Origin of the sequence: Olleya sp. HaHaR_3_96, assembly GCF_019278545.1 — a bacterium.
GTDB lineage: Bacteria > Bacteroidota > Bacteroidia > Flavobacteriales > Flavobacteriaceae > Olleya.
In genome coordinates this window covers 3,908,008-3,929,006 of the sequence record NZ_CP058987.1, presented here as the reverse complement: position 1 = coordinate 3,929,006, position 20,999 = coordinate 3,908,008, and the positions used below count along the sequence as shown (strand labels likewise).

Sequence of the window (20,999 nt, the reverse complement as noted above, 5' to 3'; positions counted from 1 at the left end):
TTTAATTTGGTGCCTGTTCTAAAAAAAAATAAGCACAATGGTTGTTACTAGATACTCGATTACTGTGATCATAGTGATTTGATTTTTTGATTGATGATTACTATTTATTGTCTTTATTGCTTGTTATGTTAATGCCATCTTCTTCATTAATAGTTACTTTGACGTTTTTTGTGCTTGCTTTAGCGCCTTCATCGTTAATGATGACATCTAAATTTTCTGTTTTTGCGACTAAACCATCTTCGTTAACTACTATTATAGAGGCGTCCTGAGGTGTTGTATTAGATTGATTATTGTTATTTTCGTCATTATTTTCAGTATCACAATCCAAACATTCCAATTTAGCACGTTTTACTAATAAATGTTGTTCTTCCATTCCATTATTTAAAATATCGTTGTAATAATGGGTGTTGTTTCTATGGTAATTGTATGTGCTTTCTTCGGCATATAAAACACTTCCTTCTGGCAGGTATAGTGTTAATTCAATTTCTTGATCTCTAGATATTTCATTTTTAGGCACTGTAAAATAATTGTCTAGAATTAAGTTATTATTTACTAGTGTGTAATTGTAATTGATGTTTTTAGCTCTGTTTTTAGCTTTACCCAAATTGATACCTCTTGCAGATTTTTTAACTCTCAGCTTAGCCACACTGTCCTTTGTGGATTTAACAATTAGTCTGATACCTTGAGAAAACACGACGTCATTCCCGTTGTCATCATTTGTATATTGCAGACCATAATCTCTTATAAACCGCTCTGCAAAGGTGTCGTCATAATTCATACTAAGCACTAAAGTGTCATTGGTTTTAATGTTAGTTAATTGCTGTGTTTTTATGTCAGAAGCCTGTTCTTTATAACCTAAACCTTGTTTTGTACCGACAATAGCTAATCCAATAACGGCCATGATCCATAAACCAATTAAGCTGTATTTAGCAACACTACCCATTGGTTTTAAGTTTTTGACTAATATTTTTAAACCTAAGTAAATAAAGAAAATAATAGGAATTACACTTACTATAAATATTAAGACTGGGAATAACCAAAACAGACCATCGGTACCATCATATGTTCTTACAAAGTCGGACGTAAAAAATGTAAAATCAGCATCAAAAAAGGTTCCAAAAATCAAGCCAATGGCTAAGGCTATAATACCAGCAACACAGGATACAACTAGTGCTATACCGATAAATTTTGAAACTATTTTTAATAAAGATGAACTTACACTTCCTAAGCTTTCAAAAAACGATTTACTACTCGATTTAATCTTGTTAGTATCTATTTTTTTTACTGATTCGGAAAAACTATCAGACGCTTGTTCAAACCCTTCTTTAAATTTGTCTGCATGTTTTTGAAAATCTATATTTTTTACATTTTCTGTTACGCTATCAAACCCGTCTCTAATTTTTTTTTCGATGTTTGTAATGGTAACTTCTTCTCCAGTCATGGTTAGCTTATCTGCAGTAGACGTCGCTTCTGGGATAAAAACCCATAGTAAGATGTATAAAAAGACACCTGTTCCTGCTCCAAAAATTAAGAGTACCCAAATTAATCTTACCCAAATAACTTCGATATTAAAGTAATGTGCTAATCCAGAACAAACACCACCAACATAACTGTTTTCAGTATCTCTAAATAATTTTTTAGAGTTTACATTTTTAGATTTTGAATACGTGTTTGATTTTGAGTAACTTTTTTGCTCAGGCTCATCTTCAAAAATTTCGTCATCAACAAGGTAGTCTTCCGGCTGTCCCATAATGGTAATTACATCATCAACTTCTGTATTGCTAATCACTTGACGGTCTGTTTTCATACGTTCAGAAAACAATTCCGCTATTCTTATTTCTATATCAGCTATAATTTCAGAACGCCCTTGAGAGTCAGTAAATGAACGTTTTATAGCCTCAAGATAGCGCTGTAATTTTAAGTACGCATCTTCATCTATATGAAAAAATATACCTGCTAAATTTATATTGACTGTTTTATTCATTGTTAGTTGATTTAATTGATGTTACTATATTTACTGCATTTTGTAATTCGTTCCAAGTCGTGGTTAATTCCTTTAAAAAAAGATGACCTGTTTCTGTTAAACCGTAATATTTACGTGGTGGCCCAGAAGTTGATTCTTCCCAACGATAGTTGAGTAATCCTGCGTTTTTAAGTCGTGTTAATAACGGATATATTGTACCTTCTACTACTAGCAACTTTGCGTCTTTAAGCGTGCCTAAGATTTCTGCAACGTAGGCATCTTCGTCCTTCAAGACTGACAAGATGCAGTATTCCAGAACACCTTTTCGCATTTGTGCTTTTGTATTTTCTATTTTCATATGTCTTTTCTGGTGTTTTTTACAAGTATGATGTCATTTGCATTACAGATATCGATGTTTAGTGACCGTCTGAGAGGTATTGCACTTGTCATAGTGTTGTAAACTGTTTCATAATGATTAACTGTTCGTTTTTTGATTGATTGATTGATTGATTGATTGATTGATTGATTGATGGGGACTAGTTATTTTATAAATTCGATTGTAAACGGATACTGGTATTCTTGCCCATCCTTAGCTTTTAAACTAGCATTGATAATAAAAATTAGTTCTAATATAAATCCAATAACAGCTAATAACCCTAAACTTCCACCAATGTAAAATAGGGGAGAAGGATCACTAATATTGATATGGATACCTTCAAAAGCATGAAAGTCTAAAATGTCTAAATGGTCAAATAGACTAAAAGCAAAAAAAGGAATGGTCAGTATGCCTATAATCATAGCGTATAATAAAATGCTAAACTGAAAATTAATAGCTTGTTTACCATGTGTATCAATAAAGTCCGATTTATCTTTATTAGCAATCCATAATATGATTGGAGCAATGATGTTTCCAAATGGAAATATAAATCGAGAAAAAGTCGATAAATGAATAAAAGTAGCTAGGTTTTTTTGATGATTGGTGATCATATTTTAAAAGTATATAATAGTTGTCTATGCAAATATATGTCTTTAAAAAGGTATTATGTAATACAAAGTACTGTAATTTAACATATTTTTAACATATTGGATTCTCGATTATTTTCAATAATTTAGCTGAAAATAGATTTATAAATGAAGATATCTCCTAGTAAACTCAATACATTCACAATGCTTAAGTTACCATCGGCCTATTTGTGTGGTGTGCGGACAAAAGTGTTAAATGACGAACAGTGCATAACGACAGTAAAACATAGATGGATTAATCAAAATCCTTTTAAATCTATGTTTTGGGCAGTTCAAGGTATGGCAGCAGAGTTTTCTACTGGTGCTATGATGATAATGAAGATTAAAGCGTCTGGAAAAAAAATATCTATGCTAGTTACAACTAACAACGCTACGTTTACAAAAAAGGCAACCGGTAGAATTACGTTTGTATGTAATGATGGTAAAAAAGTAGATGACGTTTTAACTGAAGCCATTAAAACAGGTAAAGGTCAAACACTTTGGATGCAATCTGTAGGTACAAATGCAGATGGAGTAGTAGTCTCTACTTTTAATTTTGAGTGGTCAGTAAAAGTAAAAAGTTAATAGATTATTGTAACAAATAATATAAATAAACAACATATAATAAATTAAAACCTTAGTAATATGTATCAAAAAAATGGAGGATCTAATAATAGTTTAAACGCACACGAGATCGATTATGAGATTTTTGGTGAAGAAATGCAATATGTAGAGATTGAGTTAGATCCAGAAGAAGGTGTTATTGCGGAAGCAGGAAGCTTTATGATGATGGACGATGGTATTAAAATGGAAACCATTTTTGGCGATGGCTCTCAAAATGATACAGGCTTTTTAGGAAAAATATTTGGTGCAGGTAAACGTTTGTTAACAGGAGAAAGCCTTTTTATGACCGCGTTTTATAATAATCTTACAGGAAAGCGTAAGGTTAGTTTTGCATCACCTTACCCTGGAAAAATTTTAGCAATAGATTTATTGGAGCATAAAGGTAAATTTATTTGCCAAAAAGATGCTTTTTTATGTGCAGCAAAAGGTGTTAGTGTTGGAATCGAATTTAGTAAAAAATTGGGTCGCGGTTTATTTGGTGGCGAAGGTTTTATTATGCAAAAATTAGAAGGCGATGGTTTAACTTTTGTACATGCTGGCGGAACTTTGGCAAAGAAAGTATTAAAAAGAGGAGAAACTTTAAGAGTCGATACAGGTTGTATCGTCGGGTTTACACAAGACGTAAATTATGATATAGAGTTTGTTGGAGGTATAAAAAACACCATTTTTGGTGGTGAAGGTATGTTTTTTGCAAAATTACAAGGTCCAGGTATTGTTTATGTCCAATCGTTACCTTTTAGTAGATTAGCAGGACGTGTTTTACAGAGTATTCCAAGTGGCGAAAAAAGTAGGGGAGAAGGTAGTATTTTAGGCGGTTTAGGGAATTTGTTGGATGGCGATAATCGCTTTTAGTTTTGTGATTTTAACGTTGCTTTAACTGTTAAAATTTGATAGTTTTCATTTTTGGATAGCTTTTTATCGTTACCTTTAATCGAAACTTTTAAACTGTTTGCCTATTTTACAACACTACTTTAAATCAACTTAAAAAAATATTAATTATGGCAAGAGCAATGTTTGAGTACACTAAAACTGTACTACAAAAAGTTAGTTTTGACACGTCTTTGTTTTGTAAAGAAGTACAAAAAGCTCTAGAGCGGTTACTACCATATGAGATTGAAGAGCTTAAGCTTTATATAGAATCTCTAGTGCAACAAAACCCAAAACTAGACCAATGTTTAATTTATTTAAAACCTTAATATAAAGATATAAAAAGCGACCCACGGGTTAGTCATGGTCGGAAGAGTTTTTCTTCCGACTTTTTTGTTTTAAATAGCACAAGTTTATTTTATTAATTTCATCTAAATAATATAACTTTGCAAAAATCATTTTTTTTCTGAAAAAGCTGTTTACAATACTATTGTTTTTGTCTTTTGCTATACGACCAATATATTATGTTGGTTATGTGGCTTATTTTCAGTTAAATATAGATTATATTATAGATACCTATTGTGTTAATAAGGAAAAACCACAATTGGCTTGTAATGGTAAGTGTCATTTAGCAAAGCAATTGCAAGTCCCTACAAGTACTGATGATACTAACAGTGATGCTATAAGTAGCTTAGCTGAGTCGTTTTTTCCTGTATTCTATTCTGAATATCAATATACTCAGGATAATAATGCTTTACTTCAACTAAAAAAGGAAAACGCTTTAGTTTACAATCAAAGGTATAGTTTCAACTTTGAACCTTTCCATTTTAAACCTCCTATTGCATAATTTTTATTTTTCGGCGTAAGCCATAATAGGCTTATTAACTTATTACTTAAAATTAAAAATTATACAAATGAAATTATTCAAATATACATTTGCGCTATTAGCGTGCGCAGTAATTACAGCATGTTCATCAGACGATGATTCAACTTCAGACGATTTATCTGGCCAATCAGGAGCACTTATTTTAAAATATGATAATGGTGTCGGTGACCAGGATTTTATCTTTGGCACGTCTTACAGTAAATCTAATTCGGAGTCATTTAAATTAGATAATCTAAAATATATTATTAGTAATGTTAGGTTTACGGATACAAACGGAAACATTTTTGAATATCCTGCAGAAGACAACGCTTTTATTATTGATGAATCAGAAGGTAATAATGCTGGAGAGATTTATGTGACATTAGAGAATGTGGATGCTGCAGATTATGTCTCTGTTACTTTTGGTATTGGAATTGATCAAGATCGATTTGCTTTAGGCGCAGAAGGTCAAGGTGATTTTTTAGATTTAGCAGATGCAGAAGAAATGATGTGGAGTTGGGCTTCGGGTTATAAATTTATCAGATTAGATGGGACTTATTCTACAAGTACAATGATTGATCAACCTTTAAATGTACATATGGGTAGCGTTGGAACATCTTTAGATAATTATAGAGAGGTCACTTTAAGCTTTCCTAATACAGTATTAGTAAGGACAGATAAGTCTCCAGAAGTACATATTAAAGCTGATATCGCTAAAGTATTTGATGGTAGTACCGCTGTAAACTTTGCAGATGGTTATGATCAAGTACATACAGATGCTAATGAGACACCAGTAATCGCAACAAACATATCTACTATGTTTGAAGTACACCACGTACATAACGATTAAATATAACTAATAGACCATTGAAAATTTGATGATTTTCAATGGTCTATTAAATCTCATACTTATGAAAAAAGTAAGCCTTATTATAATAGGCTTGGTATCCCTGTTTTCTTGTTCTAAAAGTACAGAACAGGACAACTATGTACCAATACCTTTACAGTTAGAATTACCATCTAATTTTCCAGACATCGCTTATAATTTGGATAATAATCCAATTACAGAAGCCGGTTTTGAGCTGGGGAAAAAGTTGTTTTACGAAGGGAAATTGTCTTCTAACGGTGCTATTGCTTGTGCTTTTTGCCATGAGCAAGCATTTGCTTTTACGCATCATGGACATACATTAAGTCATGGTGTTAATGGTGGTATCGGACTTAGAAATGCACAACCCATGCAAAATTTAGCATATCAAACCTCTTTTATGTGGGATGGTGCTGCCACACATCTAGATTTACAACCTATTATACCATTAACTAGTGATTTAGAAATGGGGGAAACATTAAGTAATGTTATTGTCAAGTTGCAACAGGATAGTTATTATCAAGAGCAATTTGAAAAAGCCTTTGACGATGGCGAAATTAATAGCGAAAACATGCTAAAAGCCTTATCACAGTTTATGTTAATGATGGTGTCTTCCAACTCTAAATACGATAAATATGTTAGAAACGAAGATAATGTGACCTTAACAACTATGGAGCTTGATGGTTTAAATACATTTCAGAATAAATGCTCTGGATGTCACAGCTCAGATTTATTTACCGACCAAACGTTTAGAAATAATGGGTTACCTGTAAATCCTCAGTTAGACGATAAAGGCCGTTTTAATATCCTAGAAGATCCAAACGATTTATACAAATTTAAAGTGCCAAGTCTGCGTAATGTAGAAGTGTCGTATCCATATATGCATGATGGGCGATTTTCCACATTAGAAGTTGTTTTAGATTTTTACGATGCTAATGCTGTGGATAACGGAAATGTAGACCCAACATTACTAAGAGCTGATGGTACTTATGGTATCTCACTTACAGATTACGAAAAAGAAAGTTTAATTACATTCTTAAAAACACTAACAGATACTCAATTTTTAGAAGATGAGCGCTTTGCAGAATATTAAATATATAATTATTGGGATGGTAATGCTAGGTTTCGCTAAAGCGGAAGCTCATAATCCTGTAAACCCTTGCACAAAGCATGAACCTTTCCAGGTGTTATGTGATTTATGTGGTTGCTCAACAAGCAGTGGAAGCTTTGGTTTTGGTACTTTAAGTAATGCTAATTTTATTGGCTTGCGATATATCTATCAAAATTTTGAATCTAAAAATGGGATTTTTGAAAATTCGCCAACAAGTAAAGAAACGTTTAATACCGTTCAATTATGGGCACAAATCCCAGTAAACGAATCGTTTTATGTTACCGCTAGTTTGCCTTATCAAGATTTAACACGAGATTTTAATGGGGTTAAAGAAAACTTGAATGGGTTAGGTGATGCTAGTGTTGTTGGTTGGTACAAACATGTTTTTTATAAAAAGAAAGCAGAAAATGAAATTGATTTTGATAATAAAAAGGTACCGTCAGGACATAGTTTGCAATTTGGACTGGGTATTAAATTACCAACAGGACAATTTGAACAACGCTTAACAGATAATATTAATCCAGGATTTCAAGTAGGGACTGGAAGTGTGGATGGCGTATTTTCGTTAGGATATAATTATGGAAATGATAGCTTTGGAGTCAATACGTTATTAAGCTATTATTTAAAAGGTGAAAATAAAAATGACTACCAATTTGGAGATCAATTTAGTTATGCCGTTAATTTTTTTACAGCAATACCTAAAGAGAAAATGAATATTATGCCATTTGTGGGAGTGTCTGGAGATATTTATGATCCTATAACACAATATGGAGAAACGTTGAGTGATACGGATGGTGACATCTTGAATTTTAGTTTAGGATCTGAGCTGGCTATCGAAAAATTTATTTTTGGGGCGAGTTATACTTTACCAGTTAGTCAACGTTTATTTGGTGATAATGTAGAGTCAAAACAGCGCGTGTCCGTTTATGTTAATTTTGCACTTTAATAATTAAAAAAAAGCGACCATGACTCACCATTTGGTCGCTTTTTTTTTATTCTATTTTTTTTGAATAGGACTAATGATTTGCACATTTTGGAAAGCAATGGCACCTCTAACAACTCCGGCGATAACATCTCTTAATGCTTCAATGATTTGCATTTTAAGTTCGCTTTTGTGATATATCAAACTGACTTCTCTAGCAGGAGAAGGTTCTGCAAAGTAATGTAGATTCTGTTTTGCTTTTTCGTTTAAATCTAAAGTATGTAAGTAAGGCAGTAAGGTCATCCCTAAACCTTCATTAGATAGTTTTACTAACGTTTCAATACTTCCGCTTTCTAATTGAAACTTATCATCGTTATGATTTTTAAACGCTTTACAAAGGTTGATAACACCATCTCTAAAACAATGTCCGTCTTCTAATAAAAGCATATCATCAATTTCTAAATCAGACGTTTCTAACGTTTTTTTATCTCTTAATCTATGGTTTTGTGGCACGTAAGCTACAAAAGGTTCAAAATATAAAACACGTTCGTTAATAGTTTCATTTTCTAAAGGTGTTGCAGCAATTGCAGCATCTAAATGGCCATCATTAATACGTGTTATGATTTCTTCTGTTGTTAACTCTTCAATTTTAAGTTTAACTTTAGGATACTTTTTTACAAAGTTGTTTAAAAACATAGGTAATAAAGTAGGCATAATTGTAGGTATAATACCTAGTCTAAATTCGCCGCCAATAAATCCTTTCTCTTGATCAACAATATCTTGTATTCTATACGATTCGTTTACAATATTTCTGGCTTGCGTGACTATTTTTTTACCAACTTCAGTTAGTTCAATCGGCTTTTTACTTCTGTCAAAAATTAAAACATCCAATTGATCTTCTAATTTTTGAATTTGCATACTTAAAGTAGGCTGCGTTACAAAACATTTTTGTGCTGCCTTAGTAAAATTTTGGTTTTCGGCAACAGCCAAAACATATGATAATTGAGTAATAGTCATGATTATAGTTTAAGACTATAAAAATATAACATCTATCAATAAAACTTATATTTAAACCGCATTATTTAATCGTAAATTTGTTTAACCAATAAAACAGGATATTATGACAGTAAATGCACTAGGACTAGACACAAAAAAGACAGAAGAATTAGCAGGGCAACTAAACCAATTGTTAGCTAATTTTCAGATATATTATCAAAATTTAAGAGGTATTCATTGGAATATTAGAGGTAAAAACTTTTTTGGCTTACATGTCAAATTTGAAGAGTTATATACGGATGCTAATATGAAGGTAGATTTAATTGCAGAGCGTGTATTAACATTAGGAGAAACACCTTTACATACTTTTGATGATTATATCAAATCAGCTAAAGTACCTGTTGGACATAACGTTTCTGTAGATGTAGATGCAGTGGCATTAATTGTGACGTCTTTAACTGAATTATTAAAGTTAGAACGTGATATTTTAGATGCAGCAGGAGAAGCAAATGATGAAGGAACAAACGCTATGATTAGCGATTTTATCTCTGAGCAAGAAAAAACAATTTGGATGATGAATGCTTGGTTAGGAAAAAGCCTATAATTACATTAAATGATAACAAAAAAGAGCAACTTAGGTTGCTCTTTTTTTTATTTCAGTCAATTAGAATTCTAAAAAGGACTTTGATATATGTATTCGAGACCATTTTTAACCAATTATAATACACATATAATTAGTCGTTATTTTGAAGTAATAAAGTCACAAGCTCTGGTAGGTTTGTAATTAAGTTGTTAATCACAGTAGGGGCGCTTAAATCTGTTCTGATACCAGGTATAAGACTTAATGTTGGATCGTCAAAATCGGCACACCCCATACTCCAATTCGCAAAAGTTCTATCTTCTATTGATTGATCATCAATTATCTTTAGGTTGTTATGTCTTGTATCTCTGCGAAGACGCTCAATAAGATTTTCAAGATCTTTAGACTTGCCTTCAATAATTTGAAGGAATAACCCATTTTTGTGCATTAAGACACCGCTGATATTATCCATTGTATTAAAAGCACGGGAATCATGCAAAAGATCTAATAAGTCACGCTTATTAAATTGTTTTGTAGATTGACTAGTATAAATGATTCTACGACATTTCATAATATAGTTTTGATAAGATCTAGGGGAGTAGTACTAAGGTAGATAAATAAATTTTAAATCCAAATTATATCGACTAAAAAAAGCCACTATAAAGTGGCTTAATAACGAATCGATTGTTAATGTGTTTAGAACCGGATTTTAAAATCTAAATCCTCTGATGTTACTTTAAATTGGCCTTCAGAAAATTGTGGCGGACCATAACTCATAGGATTATTGGATATTCCGTAGTTTTCTAAAGGCATACCATTTTCAAAATCCATACGGTTATTTTTATTTTCGTCATGTAATACCATTATAGCATACGTCCCTGGTTTTACATTTTTAAAAGTGACAGTAGCAGTGTTATTTTCAATGCTCATGTTTTCATGTTGAATACCTTGACCTTTCATCCAAGTCTCTGTTGTATGTAAAGCAAATACTATTTGTCCAGTATTGTTTTTTGCATTATTAATAGTTGCAGTTACGGTCTGTCCTTGTTTTAATTCTTTCTCTGACTGTGCAACAGTACATGTGATACTTAGTATAAATAAAATTAAAGTGTTTAATACATGTCTTTTAATTCGGTTTGAAGTCATTATTGTGTTCATTGTGTGTTGTTTTTATTGGTTAACACATCAAAAATGCAATTAACAAAGCGCTAACACTAAAACTAATGACTCAACTGTTATTTTTAACAGACCAATTGTCTTTTTATTGTAAAGGGATGATTTCTACACGCCTATTTTTTTGTTTTCCAGCTTCGGTATCGGTTGTGTCAATAGGTAAGGCTTCTCCAAATCCTTTAGTGTTTAGTTTGTTTTTATCGACACCTTTATCAATTAAATAGGCTTTTACCGCATTGGCACGCTGTAAAGACAATTTTAAATTGGTTTGGTTAGAAGAGGTGTTGTCTGTATGACCAGAAATCTGGTAAGTTGTTATTGTGGATTGGTTAATAAATACAGCAACATTATCTAATGTTTTTTTGCTATCCTGAGTAATTTCTGCTTTACTTAATTCAAAATATATTAGAACAGGTTGCATTGGTTTTACTGTTTTTATTGGTTCTTTTTTTACTACTTCAGCACATCCATTATTTTTTTTGACGCCTTTGATTTTTGGACAGTGGTCAAATTTGTCAGGGATACCATCAGCATCGCTATCAGCTAAAGGACATCCTTTATTAGTTTTGTCTCCTGCAATAGTTGGACACTTATCATAAGGATCAGCAAAACCATCTTTATCACTATCTGGACAACCATTAAGGAGACCTGGCGTATCTGGACAATTATCGTATTTGTCAGGAATACCGTCTTTATCTCTATCAGGACAGCCATCAAAACGAGCCAATCCAAAGACATTAGGGCATTGGTCTTCTGTGTTAACAATGCCATCATTATCACTATCGGTACCTCCAAATTTAAAGATTATACCAACCGAGTGTTGATAATGTTGTAATCCATAGTCTTCAAAAGCATGTTTATAAAGACTTTGTCCCGTTAAGCCAAAGTTATAAGTTAACCAAATAGTAATACCAACTCCAGCATTTAGGGTTCCTGCTCCAATAGTATCTAACCAAGTGTAACCACCACCCAGTATCAAATATGGTGTTACTGCAAAGCTGTTAGAGAGGTTATATTTAAAGTCTCCGTCTAATGATATTAGCGGGAATTTATCGTCAATATCTATATAATTTTGTTTAATTCCGTTTAAAGTGATGGTGGACTCAAAAGATAATTTACCTTTTAAATGCCTAGCCAACGCTATTTTAAAGCCAGCAGGATCCCAATCCCATGTTTTATAGCGACCTAAATCAGCAGGACTTGATCTAATAGGATTATTGATGGCATTAGTGCTTAAGCTGACAGTCCAAGGGGAATAGGCGTCTTGTGCTTGTAGGTTTTGAGATAGGCACAATAAGAGCGTAACAGTTAGTAGTAAAACTAATCGTTTCATTTTTTTTATATATTGATTAATAGCAAAGACAATATAATCTAAAAAAATATAATACTAAAACTAATAGGGTAATGTGTTGGCTTTGATAGATTAACGATAAATAAGTGTTGTTTCTTTAGTTTTGTTTTTTTACTATTAAAAGCGTGTTATACTAGGTGATTTTGTTTTATAAAAACTAATTTTGCATTTTTTATATATAATATGTTTTACTTTATTGACATTTTAGGGACCATTGCTTTTGCCATTTCTGGCGTATTAGTTGCGCTTAATAAACGTATGGATGCTTTTGGTATTTTAATTATTGCGTTTGTAACTGCAGTAGGAGGAGGAACGTTGCGTGATATTTTAATTGGAGAGACTCCGGTAGGTTGGATGAAAGACATGACCTTTATCTACGTTGTTATTTTATCAACCATTTTTGCAGTCGCTTTTAGATCTAAAATTGATTATTTGCGAAAGTCTTTATTGTTATTTGATACTATTGGTATTGGATTGTATACGGTTGTTGGTATAGAAAAAGGAATATCTGCAGGTTTACACCCTATAATTTGTGTTTTTTTAGGGACAATGTCTGCTTGTTTTGGAGGGGTTATTAGAGATATTTTGTGTAATGAAATACCAGTAATATTTAGAAAAGAGGTGTACGCTACTGCTTGTATTTTAGGAGGAGCAACCTATTTTTTAGTGATCAAACTTCCTATAGCTTCGGATTTTGTATTTGTAATAGCAGGAGTTGTTGTTATTGCAATTAGATTAATAGCTGTTAAGTTTAAAGTTAGTTTGCCTAACTTGTATAGGGACAATTAATACTACTTTCTGATTAAAGAGTTAGTCCAAACCTAATATATGCTGTTATAACTTTGAGTGACCAATCCTAAATATTAAGAGTTGAATAATTAAATGAAGTTTTCTGTAATAGTCCACACATTAAAAGTCTTAACTTTTAGTCATTAATCCTCTTCTAAAAAAACACGTAGTTCTACGTATTGTAAGACTACTTTATAAATTGTAGCTTCGCCTTTCAAAACCAAAATCAGGAACAAAAGTTCCGCATATCCCGTAATATTTAGGGGATATGTGGAACAAAAGTCATCATATAACTAGTTGTATGGCATTAAATAAAACAATTTGAAATGAAAACAATTATTCTTGTATCAATATGTTTAACTCTACTTTCTTGTAAGAGTAAAAATGAGAATACTGAATCACAAAATCAAGTAGTATTAATTATGCAATCCATAAATACAAAATATCCATTCGAACTAAAAAACCTGACCAGTAATATTCAAGAATTATTTGAGGTTGAATGGAAAAAAACCAACTGGACATTACTTGTAGAAATATTAAAAAAAGAAAAAACTAAAACATCTTCAAATGTTGACTTAGATTTTTGTTACGCTTATGTTCTATTTAATGAAGCCAAGAATATTCACGTAGATGATTTAAGAAAAACAATAAACGCTTGCGAAAAGTTGATAAGTAAATATGAACTGAATACTAATTCGAAAACCCAATTTAAAAACGAACTTCAAAAAACTCTAGAACTAGTTATCTCCAAAGAAAATGAGGTTAAATTACTGAATTCAAAAAACTTGGACTCACTTAGCTTAAAAGAGAAAAAAGAACTAGCTTATAGTTTAAGTGATAAAGGAGGAATTGAAAATTACAAAAAATCTGCAATAATATATCAAGAATTATACAATCAAGCAACGGAAGAGTATAACAAGTTTTTTTATCTAGGAAATGAAACAATTTCTCTATTTCGTTCAAGTCAATATTCTTTAGCCTTGCCAAAATTCCATAAATTAATCGAATGGGAAATCGAAAAAGGACCAAGTGCTAATCCTTGGGTTATTGATTTCGTTTTTACAGAGATGCTATTAAATAATGATGAAAATAAAAAAGAGTTTATAAACATATGGGATAAAGCCAAAAGTCATAGTATCATTAAAGGAAATGACAATTTTCCAATGGCTTATCCTGCTCAAGATAAAATTTTATCTATTGCTATTAACCTAGACTTAAAATCAGTACTTACTGACCTAATAGAAATTTTTGATAACAACAGACCTACAGAGACTAAATCTGATAAAGTTTTAGAATTAGTTGAAAAAGCAAAAAACGCCATACAACAAGGGTAACCGTTGCACAACCCCTTAAAAAAGCACAAAAACAGCTTAAAATCTTTGATTTTAAGCTATTTTTGATTTTAATACGCCATATTTTCTCTAAAATTGAAGTGGCTTAAAACATAGCATTCGAAGGCTTATTAGGTAGTTTTTGGTACTTTTAATAAAAGCAAGTAGTCCTGCTATACTTTCTGGCAGGTTTTTCATATATTTTAAATACTTTTTAAGATTATAGGCTGTTGCGGATAGATGCATACACTTATTAGCTTGTTTAATCCCAAGGGTATTCACTTTTCCCATGCCTAAAAACTGGGTTAGTGTACCAAAAACAGGTTCTACCGTGCTTTGTCTTTTTCCTTTCATATAGCTTCCTTTTTCACTATCAACTCGTGCTATATTCCGCATGTATTCTGCGCGGTAATACGTTACCGAAAATGACTTTTCTTGTGCCGTTTTGCTTAAACAAGCGCTTCGTATTGGGCAATCTATACAAAGTTTTTTTGAACCTCTATAGGCCTTCTTTTTGGTGTTGTTCTTCTTTTCGTAAAACACCTTTTTAAAGGGGATAATCTTCCCTTGAGGGCAGGTGTAATGGTCTTCTTTTTCATTATAAATAAATTCATCTGGTCCTCCTTTAAAGGTGCCGTGTGGGGGAATATAACTGGTAATATCTTGCTTTTCTAAAAAAGCATAATTCTCGCCACTACTGTAACCAGTATCCGCGAGACAGGTATCTATGGTAAGACCAGATTGCCATAAGCGTCTTTTTACTCGCAATACAATATCTGGTAAATGCTGACTGTCTTTGCCATCGGCATGATAGGCCTTGATGTCACTTATTACATGATGTGCGGCATCTACCGTGAGCTGACTTGAATAGTTTAATTTTCTCGCTTTTCCTGGTTTTACACTTATGCGAGCATCGGGATCGGTTGGACTATAATGCGTTTTATTACTAGTATAACGGGAACCTTTATTTCCTGCTCCAGGGCGATGGTTTTGATCTTTTGACCATTTTTTGTTTCGGCTCTTTATCGCTTGTAATTCCTGACGGCTTGCTGATAATTCTTGTTGCGATTTTGGGGCTTTATTAACCTTAGAGCTACGAAAGGGTAACGTTTTATCTCTATTGCTTATATGTCGTACTGCGCGTAAATGAGCTTCTAAATCTTCTTCTGGCACTTTAAGTTCTAAGCTATCCATAGAGGCGTTTGCTTTTACAGGTGCGGCGTCTATAACTTGGGTATGGCCGCTTACCATTTGCATGTCTACGCACATTTTGAAAACATGAGTAAATAGACTTTCAAAAACTGACTCTGGGTACAGTTGACGTGTTCTACTTACCGTGGAATGCCATGGTAATTCTTCATCGATATCATAGCCTAGAAAATAAAGAATATCCAGTCGAAGACTGCAATGCGATACTAGTTTTCTATCACTAGTGATATTCTCTAAATAACCCACTAAACAGAATTTGAAAAACACCACGGGATCTAAACTTTTTTGTCCACAGTTTCCGTAATAGATTTTTGTTTGATTCCGTAGAAACTCTAAGTCTAAAATTTCTGATAATCGTCTATAAAAATTGTCTTGGGGAACCCGACGACTCAACTGGAAATTGTTGAATAATTTCTCTTGATATATTTTTGTGCCTTGCATTACTAAATATACGAAATTTATATACCTTTAACAACACGTTGTGCAACAGGCACACCGTATATAATTTATTGCTATTTCAAGGTTAACGAATGGTAGTTGTATATTTGTTAGCTTCTGATTTTCCGTCGGAAAATCCTCGCACACAAACACGCAACAAACCATAGTGTGTCGAGCAAGCAATGAGCGGCAACAAATACTCATTGTGAACTGTAACTAAGATGGTGGACCCGACCCACCAATGTATAGGAAGAGGCATTAAACCACCTAAAGGTGCTTTGGTAAAGAGCTAAGGTGCTGAGCGTTTAGGAAACGGTCACGCCAAGAGCGTGGTCAGGTACGAATAAAAGAGATGAACGCAATTGAACCCCTTTAGAGGTGTCGAGAAGTTGCTACATTCTGTCAAAAGCTACGAAGTATGATACGGAGTGAAGAGTATAGCGGTCACCTATTTATTGGCTATACGGCAGGCGTCATTCAGGGGCATGACTTTTATTTAGGCTTATATACGGAACTCGAGAACCTGACTATAAATACTAAAGGAAATACACAATAGGATCAAACTAGAGGTAGAATACCAATGTTATTTTCAGGGGCGGACTAACTCGTAGTAGTGATGAAGTTTCTGCAATGGAAATGGAGCAAAGGGGTTAGCTAATTTTAATTACTGTTAGCCAACTTGTAAAAGGAGGAGCTTATATTTGTAATTAAAATTAGAAGAACCGTATGATGGGAGACTATCACGTACGGTTCTGTGAGAGGTTTAGGGTTAAACTCCCCTTGTCTACTCGACTACATAAACGTTGTGCAACATATCCAAAACGAACTCTGAAAACCATTTAGAATGAATAAAATGAAAATCCTCATAATATTATTATTTGGAATTATTGGTTGTAAAAAAACGGATTCTGATGCTATTGAAAAAAGGATTGCGGAAAAAACAGCAAAACACGTAATTGAAAAAGATTCTTTAAATATGTGTAAATATTCTGGAGAAGTTTTATTGCATATTAAATCTGAGAAATTAAACGAAAAAAACTATAAAACATACGTCACATTAAATGGTTTGAAATCAAAATCGACTGAATTTAAGACTGAAAAACTGAATATAAACGGATTTGAAACTATTATATATTATTCCGAATCAAAAACTGATTTGTGTTTGCCTAACTCATTTTTTGTACCTGATTATAAAAGTTGGAATTTTCTGTCTGAAATTATAGAAAATGATATAATTTTAAGTCAACTAAAACTTGAATTGTCAAATGAAAAAAACGGAATTGAAGAACTGAATGAAATTGACTTTTAAATGAAAATACGTTGCACAACACCGTATAAAAATAATGCGTAGTTTAGTGCTTAATCAAAGGATAATACAATTTTGCTAAGTCTGATTTTCCTGCGGAAAATTAGCCTTGCACAAAACCGCACTATCCTTATACAAATACGTTAGCTTTAATGCTCGAGCAAGTTTACGGAATTGAAAAAAGCCTCTTTATTTTTTGAGTTTTAAGAAAGTAAAAACCGAAAAATTATGTTTCCGAATTTTGAAAAAAACGCTGAATTCTCACTCAAACTCTGAATTGAGTTGCGTCTGACTTTTTAGCTCGTTTGCGGAATCGAAAACTGCGGAATTTACACAAACTCTGAAAACAAAAATTAACAGAAAAACAAAAATTCGGAATGAATTATTAAGCGGACAAAAAAGCACTAAAAGCTAACAAAGTATATAAAAAATTGCTATTTTGTACTTAATTCTATGGTCGTTGCGGGTTTGCTACATCTCATATACAAGACCGTTAGCCATAAGATGTTAAACCGAACAAGATTTATACAGAATGAGTAGAAAACACTTTCACACATTTGATGCTTTAAGATTTTTCGCTTTTCTTTTGGTTTTTTTATTACACTTACCAAAGACGGGAAACATACATATTGATTTCTTTCTTAAAAGTGGAGGAATTGGTGTAACATTCTTTTTTGTATTAAGCGGATTTTTAATTACTTATATTTTACTCTATGAAAAAAAACACCAAAATAAAATATCTCTAAAGAAATTTTTCGCCAGACGTATTCTGAGAATTTGGCCATTATTTTACCTTATGATAGCGTTTGCATATTTATCTCCATATATATTGAATGCCCTAAACTTGCCTTTTAACAATGAAGGATACAAACCTGATTTATTGACATCAATATTCTTTGGTGAGAATTATAAAATGATGATGACAAATACATTTCCTGATGGAGCACCTTTAAGGGTTATGTGGTCACTTTGTATTGAAGAACATTTTTATATTCTGTGGGCGGTATTACTCTATTTTATTTCTGCAAAAAAAATCCCGTATCTTATTATATCCAGCATTATTATTGCTAATATATCTCGGCAAATTTACACTCATTTTGGAATAAGTCATATTGATATATTTTCTCATCTTGATTACTTTGCCTTTGGAGCAATACCCGCATATATTTTGATGCATAAGAAAATTTTTATAAATTATTTAGAAAAAATTCCAAGATATTTTAAATATATCTTTTTAATTTTAAACGTTGCAATTGTTTTTATAATCCCAAATATTAACTTCGTATTTATTGAGCATTTATCACCTTTTATCTTGAGCCTTTTATTTTCAGTTACTATACTATTCACATTAGGAAATAATTCTATTCACATAAATGACAATTTATGGTTTAGCAAATTAGGTATTTATACATATGGATTATACTTATATCATACTATCATAGTATTATTACTAATTCCGGTTTTTAAGTATCTATCTTTTTCTAATTGGTATTTATTAGGAATAACATCTTTAATTATAACAATCGGCATTAGTATAATCTCATATCATTTATTCGAAAAACAATTTTTAAAGTTGAAAAGACATTTTTACTAAATGATAAAACCAAATCCTATGGCTAACACCGGTAACCGTTGCACAACCCCATAATTTTCTAATAGAATAAGCAAAATAAGCCTTTTTAAGAGGCTCAATTTTTATTGTTTATTAAGATTTACCTTAATTTTGATACGCTTAAATGGAAGTTTGTAGCCTTGTAAAGTGCCATTATTTCAAAAAACAAAACGCCAAGTGCTTTTCCTTCACTTTTTGTTAGTTTTTGTACAAACTTTAAATATTTTTTAAGGTTGTAAGCTATTGCCGACAGATGCATAACCTTGTTGGCCTGTTTAATACCAATGGTATTTATTTTTCTTAACCCCATAAACTGTGTCAGTGTACCAAAAACAGGTTCTACAGTGCTTTGACGCTTACCTTTCATATAACGACCACGATTACTCTCTACACGTGCAATATTACGTTCGTATTCTGCTTTAAAATAGGTCACTGAAAACTTTTTCTCTTTTGCAGTTTTACCTAAACAACTCTTTTTTATTGGACAATCTCTACATTGATAAGTGCTCCCGCGATATTCCTTTTTCAAACGTCCTGTCTTGTAGTCGTTAAAGACTTTCTTAAAAGGAATAATCTCACCTTCTGGACAAACATAGTGGTCTTGATCTAAATCATGAACAAACCCATTTGGACCGCCTTTATAAGTACCATGTGGCGGAATGAAACTTACTAAATTTATCTGTTCTAAAAAAGCATAATTCTCTCCGCTACTATAACCAGTATCTGCGACGCAGTTGCGCCAAAGCAAGCCAAATAAATTTAATCTGGAACGTAAGCGTCCTACAGTATCTGGAAGGTATTGATTGTCGCGTTTGTCTGCATGGTAAGCTTTAATATCCGTAATCACATGATCACCTGTGTCCACACTTAACTGGCTCATGTAATTCAGTTTTCTAGCCTTACCTGGCTTTACACTAATTCTAGAGTCTGGATAGGTTGGACTGTAATGCGTCTTATTACTGGTATAGCGACTATCTTTAGCTCCTGCTCCGGGGCGTTGGTCTTGGTCTTTTGCCCATTTTATATTTCGGTTCTTGATAGCACTTAGTTCTTGACTGGTACCACTAATAACCTTATCGGATATATTTGCTTTGTTTGTTTTACTTTGTCGAAAAGCCGCTTTATCTCGAGCACTAATATGTCTTATTTTTTCTAAATGAGAGGCTAGATCCTCTTAAGGAACTTTTAGCTCTATAATATCCATAGAAGCATTTGCTTTTATAGGTGCAGAATCTATCGTTTGCGTATGACCACTGACCATGCCTTTTAAGGTGCAAAGCTCTAATACTTTTGTAAATACAGTTTCAAAAACAGATTCTGGAAAAAGTTTACGAGTACGACTTATTGTTGAATGCCATGGTAATTTATCTTCTAAACCATAACCTATAAAAAACAAAATATCTAAGCGCATACTACTATGTTGTATCAACTTACGATCAGTTATTATGTTTTCTAGATATCCTACCAAACACAGTTTAAAAAACACAACTGGGTCAATACTTTTCTGACCACTAGTCCCATAATAAGGCGCTGTAAGTTTATAGAGATACTCTAAATCCAATACCGATTTAAGGCGTCGGTAGAAATTGTGTTCGGGAATACGTTCGCTCAATAGAAAATGAGTAAACAACTGTTCTTGATAGGTCTTTTTTCCTTGCATACCAGTAATTTACAAATAATATCTTGTCAATAACAAACCATTGCTATAACTTTATCAACAGAGTTGTGCAACAGGCACACCGTATAAAATTAATTATAAATTTGTCTAAACATTTGGGTGCACTTCATTTCTATTCGGTTTTTATTTGCTATATTAAGTTACTTAAACACGCCACTAATCATAGTGTGTCGAGCAAGCAATGAGCGGCAACAAATACTCATTGTGAACTGTAAATAAGATGGTGGACCCGACCCACCAATGTCGCTTTATAGGAAGAGGCATTAAACCACCTAAAGGTGCTTTGGTAAAGAGCTAAGGTACTGAGCGTTTAGGAA

General features: G+C 32.5%; 22 protein-coding genes. 12 read left to right on the top strand and 10 right to left on the bottom strand.

All coding sequences use genetic code 11. The features are described from left to right. Positions 1–100: 100 nt before the first annotated feature. The 3 genes from H0I26_RS17310 to H0I26_RS17300 form a co-directional block, all read right to left on the bottom strand. The gene (locus H0I26_RS17310; protein ID WP_218700172.1) at positions 101–1,984 is read right to left on the bottom strand and encodes a PspC domain-containing protein; all 1,884 of its coding nucleotides are present in this window, start codon (positions 1,982–1,984) and stop codon (positions 101–103) included. Then, on the bottom strand, positions 1,977–2,321 hold the full coding sequence (locus H0I26_RS17305; RefSeq protein WP_101019801.1) for a PadR family transcriptional regulator: 345 nt from the start codon (positions 2,319–2,321) through the stop codon (positions 1,977–1,979). The genes H0I26_RS17310 and H0I26_RS17305 overlap by 8 nt, the downstream gene beginning before the upstream one ends. 182 nt (positions 2,322–2,503) lie before the next feature. Next, positions 2,504–2,950 (bottom strand): DUF4870 domain-containing protein, encoded by a 447-nt coding sequence (locus H0I26_RS17300; protein ID WP_218700171.1) that lies wholly within the window; start codon positions 2,948–2,950, stop codon positions 2,504–2,506. Between the two features lie 144 nt (positions 2,951–3,094). Here H0I26_RS17300 and H0I26_RS17295 point away from each other — a divergent pair, with 144 nt between their 5' ends. The 7 genes from H0I26_RS17295 (at position 3,095) to H0I26_RS17265 (ending at position 8,243) form a co-directional block, all read left to right on the top strand. Further along, positions 3,095–3,550 (top strand): DUF4442 domain-containing protein, encoded by a 456-nt coding sequence (locus H0I26_RS17295; protein ID WP_218700170.1) that lies wholly within the window; start codon positions 3,095–3,097, stop codon positions 3,548–3,550. 60 nt (positions 3,551–3,610) lie between these two features. After that, entirely contained in the window at positions 3,611–4,441 is an 831-nt protein-coding gene (locus H0I26_RS17290) for a TIGR00266 family protein (protein ID WP_218700169.1), read from the top strand. A 146-nt stretch (positions 4,442–4,587) separates the two neighbouring features. Beyond that, complete coding sequence (locus tag H0I26_RS17285; protein WP_101019788.1) at positions 4,588–4,785, top strand: hypothetical protein; 198 nt, start codon at positions 4,588–4,590, stop codon at positions 4,783–4,785. A gap of 167 nt (positions 4,786–4,952) precedes the next feature. Beyond that, positions 4,953–5,303: a hypothetical protein gene (locus H0I26_RS17280; RefSeq protein ID WP_218700168.1), complete on the top strand. Its 351-nt coding sequence runs from the start codon at positions 4,953–4,955 to the stop codon at positions 5,301–5,303. A gap of 67 nt (positions 5,304–5,370) precedes the next feature. Beyond that, positions 5,371–6,171 (top strand): MbnP family protein, encoded by an 801-nt coding sequence (locus H0I26_RS17275; protein ID WP_218700167.1) that lies wholly within the window; start codon positions 5,371–5,373, stop codon positions 6,169–6,171. 61 nt (positions 6,172–6,232) lie between these two features. Next, the gene (locus H0I26_RS17270) at positions 6,233–7,279 is read left to right on the top strand and encodes a cytochrome-c peroxidase (protein ID WP_218700166.1); all 1,047 of its coding nucleotides are present in this window, start codon (positions 6,233–6,235) and stop codon (positions 7,277–7,279) included. Next, positions 7,266–8,243 carry a hypothetical protein gene (locus tag H0I26_RS17265; protein WP_218700165.1) on the top strand — a complete coding sequence of 326 codons (978 nt, stop codon included), beginning with the start codon at positions 7,266–7,268 and terminating at the stop codon, positions 8,241–8,243. The genes H0I26_RS17270 and H0I26_RS17265 overlap by 14 nt, the downstream gene beginning before the upstream one ends. A 51-nt stretch (positions 8,244–8,294) precedes the next feature. Here the strand turns inward: H0I26_RS17265 and H0I26_RS17260 are convergent, their stop codons facing one another. Continuing rightward, positions 8,295–9,236 (bottom strand): hydrogen peroxide-inducible genes activator, encoded by a 942-nt coding sequence (locus tag H0I26_RS17260; RefSeq protein WP_218700164.1) that lies wholly within the window; start codon positions 9,234–9,236, stop codon positions 8,295–8,297. Positions 9,237–9,339: 103 nt separating this feature from the next. Between H0I26_RS17260 and H0I26_RS17255 the strand changes: the two genes are divergently transcribed. Further along, positions 9,340–9,819 carry a Dps family protein gene (locus tag H0I26_RS17255; protein ID WP_218700163.1) on the top strand — a complete coding sequence of 160 codons (480 nt, stop codon included), beginning with the start codon at positions 9,340–9,342 and terminating at the stop codon, positions 9,817–9,819. 130 nt (positions 9,820–9,949) lie between these two features. On the opposite strand, the gene H0I26_RS17250 is transcribed toward H0I26_RS17255, so the two are convergent. From H0I26_RS17250 to H0I26_RS17240, 3 genes are all read right to left on the bottom strand, one after another. Next, a complete protein-coding gene (locus tag H0I26_RS17250; protein ID WP_218700162.1) occupies positions 9,950–10,366 on the bottom strand; it encodes a BLUF domain-containing protein in 417 nt (138 codons plus the stop codon). 125 nt (positions 10,367–10,491) lie between these two features. Continuing rightward, entirely contained in the window at positions 10,492–10,953 is a 462-nt protein-coding gene (locus tag H0I26_RS17245; protein ID WP_256935177.1) for a DUF2141 domain-containing protein, read from the bottom strand. Between the two features lie 103 nt (positions 10,954–11,056). Beyond that, positions 11,057–12,301 (bottom strand): OmpA family protein, encoded by a 1,245-nt coding sequence (locus H0I26_RS17240; protein WP_218700161.1) that lies wholly within the window; start codon positions 12,299–12,301, stop codon positions 11,057–11,059. Between the two features lie 201 nt (positions 12,302–12,502). On the opposite strand from H0I26_RS17240, the gene H0I26_RS17235 reads away from it, so the two are divergent. Continuing rightward, positions 12,503–13,108 carry a trimeric intracellular cation channel family protein gene (locus H0I26_RS17235; RefSeq protein ID WP_101019770.1) on the top strand — a complete coding sequence of 202 codons (606 nt, stop codon included), beginning with the start codon at positions 12,503–12,505 and terminating at the stop codon, positions 13,106–13,108. Positions 13,109–13,434: 326 nt separating this feature from the next. After that, a complete protein-coding gene (locus tag H0I26_RS17230) occupies positions 13,435–14,442 on the top strand; it encodes a hypothetical protein (RefSeq protein ID WP_218700160.1) in 1,008 nt (335 codons plus the stop codon). Between the two features lie 87 nt (positions 14,443–14,529). On the opposite strand, the gene H0I26_RS17225 is transcribed toward H0I26_RS17230, so the two are convergent. Then, entirely contained in the window at positions 14,530–16,089 is a 1,560-nt protein-coding gene (locus H0I26_RS17225; RefSeq protein ID WP_218700159.1) for an IS1182 family transposase, read from the bottom strand. 850 nt (positions 16,090–16,939) lie between these two features. Between H0I26_RS17225 and H0I26_RS17220 the strand changes: the two genes are divergently transcribed. Further along, on the top strand, positions 16,940–17,395 hold the full coding sequence (locus tag H0I26_RS17220; RefSeq protein WP_218700158.1) for a hypothetical protein: 456 nt from the start codon (positions 16,940–16,942) through the stop codon (positions 17,393–17,395). Positions 17,396–17,924: 529 nt separating this feature from the next. After that, positions 17,925–18,986 (top strand): acyltransferase family protein, encoded by a 1,062-nt coding sequence (locus H0I26_RS17215; protein ID WP_218700157.1) that lies wholly within the window; start codon positions 17,925–17,927, stop codon positions 18,984–18,986. 118 nt (positions 18,987–19,104) lie between these two features. On the opposite strand, the gene H0I26_RS17210 is transcribed toward H0I26_RS17215, so the two are convergent. Beyond that, positions 19,105–19,923: a transposase gene (locus H0I26_RS17210; protein WP_256935345.1), complete on the bottom strand. Its 819-nt coding sequence runs from the start codon at positions 19,921–19,923 to the stop codon at positions 19,105–19,107. Between the two features lie 255 nt (positions 19,924–20,178). Then, positions 20,179–20,664 carry a transposase gene (locus tag H0I26_RS17205; protein WP_218700156.1) on the bottom strand — a complete coding sequence of 162 codons (486 nt, stop codon included), beginning with the start codon at positions 20,662–20,664 and terminating at the stop codon, positions 20,179–20,181. Positions 20,665–20,999 lie beyond the last annotated feature (335 nt).

Excerpts from the sequence above, each read along its gene's own strand:
- H0I26_RS17215 (WP_218700157.1), top strand. The coding sequence starts at position 17,925 with ATGAGTAGAAAACACTTTCACACATTTGATGCTTTAAGATTTTTCGCT.
- H0I26_RS17310 (WP_218700172.1), bottom strand. The coding sequence starts at position 1,984 with ATGAATAAAACAGTCAATATAAATTTAGCAGGTATATTTTTTCATATA.
- H0I26_RS17275 (WP_218700167.1), top strand. The coding sequence starts at position 5,371 with ATGAAATTATTCAAATATACATTTGCGCTATTAGCGTGCGCAGTAATT.
- H0I26_RS17290 (WP_218700169.1), top strand. The coding sequence starts at position 3,611 with ATGTATCAAAAAAATGGAGGATCTAATAATAGTTTAAACGCACACGAG.
- H0I26_RS17240 (WP_218700161.1), bottom strand. The coding sequence starts at position 12,301 with ATGAAACGATTAGTTTTACTACTAACTGTTACGCTCTTATTGTGCCTA.
- H0I26_RS17205 (WP_218700156.1), bottom strand. The coding sequence starts at position 20,664 with ATGCAAGGAAAAAAGACCTATCAAGAACAGTTGTTTACTCATTTTCTA.
- H0I26_RS17300 (WP_218700171.1), bottom strand. The coding sequence starts at position 2,950 with ATGATCACCAATCATCAAAAAAACCTAGCTACTTTTATTCATTTATCG.
- H0I26_RS17255 (WP_218700163.1), top strand. The coding sequence starts at position 9,340 with ATGACAGTAAATGCACTAGGACTAGACACAAAAAAGACAGAAGAATTA.
- H0I26_RS17305 (WP_101019801.1), bottom strand. The coding sequence starts at position 2,321 with ATGAAAATAGAAAATACAAAAGCACAAATGCGAAAAGGTGTTCTGGAA.
- H0I26_RS17285 (WP_101019788.1), top strand. The coding sequence starts at position 4,588 with ATGGCAAGAGCAATGTTTGAGTACACTAAAACTGTACTACAAAAAGTT.
- H0I26_RS17220 (WP_218700158.1), top strand. The coding sequence starts at position 16,940 with ATGAAAATCCTCATAATATTATTATTTGGAATTATTGGTTGTAAAAAA.
- H0I26_RS17270 (WP_218700166.1), top strand. The coding sequence starts at position 6,233 with ATGAAAAAAGTAAGCCTTATTATAATAGGCTTGGTATCCCTGTTTTCT.
- H0I26_RS17260 (WP_218700164.1), bottom strand. The coding sequence starts at position 9,236 with ATGACTATTACTCAATTATCATATGTTTTGGCTGTTGCCGAAAACCAA.
- H0I26_RS17245 (WP_256935177.1), bottom strand. The coding sequence starts at position 10,953 with ATGAACACAATAATGACTTCAAACCGAATTAAAAGACATGTATTAAAC.
- H0I26_RS17250 (WP_218700162.1), bottom strand. The coding sequence starts at position 10,366 with ATGAAATGTCGTAGAATCATTTATACTAGTCAATCTACAAAACAATTT.
- H0I26_RS17235 (WP_101019770.1), top strand. The coding sequence starts at position 12,503 with ATGTTTTACTTTATTGACATTTTAGGGACCATTGCTTTTGCCATTTCT.
- H0I26_RS17225 (WP_218700159.1), bottom strand. The coding sequence starts at position 16,089 with ATGCAAGGCACAAAAATATATCAAGAGAAATTATTCAACAATTTCCAG.
- H0I26_RS17295 (WP_218700170.1), top strand. The coding sequence starts at position 3,095 with ATGAAGATATCTCCTAGTAAACTCAATACATTCACAATGCTTAAGTTA.
- H0I26_RS17230 (WP_218700160.1), top strand. The coding sequence starts at position 13,435 with ATGAAAACAATTATTCTTGTATCAATATGTTTAACTCTACTTTCTTGT.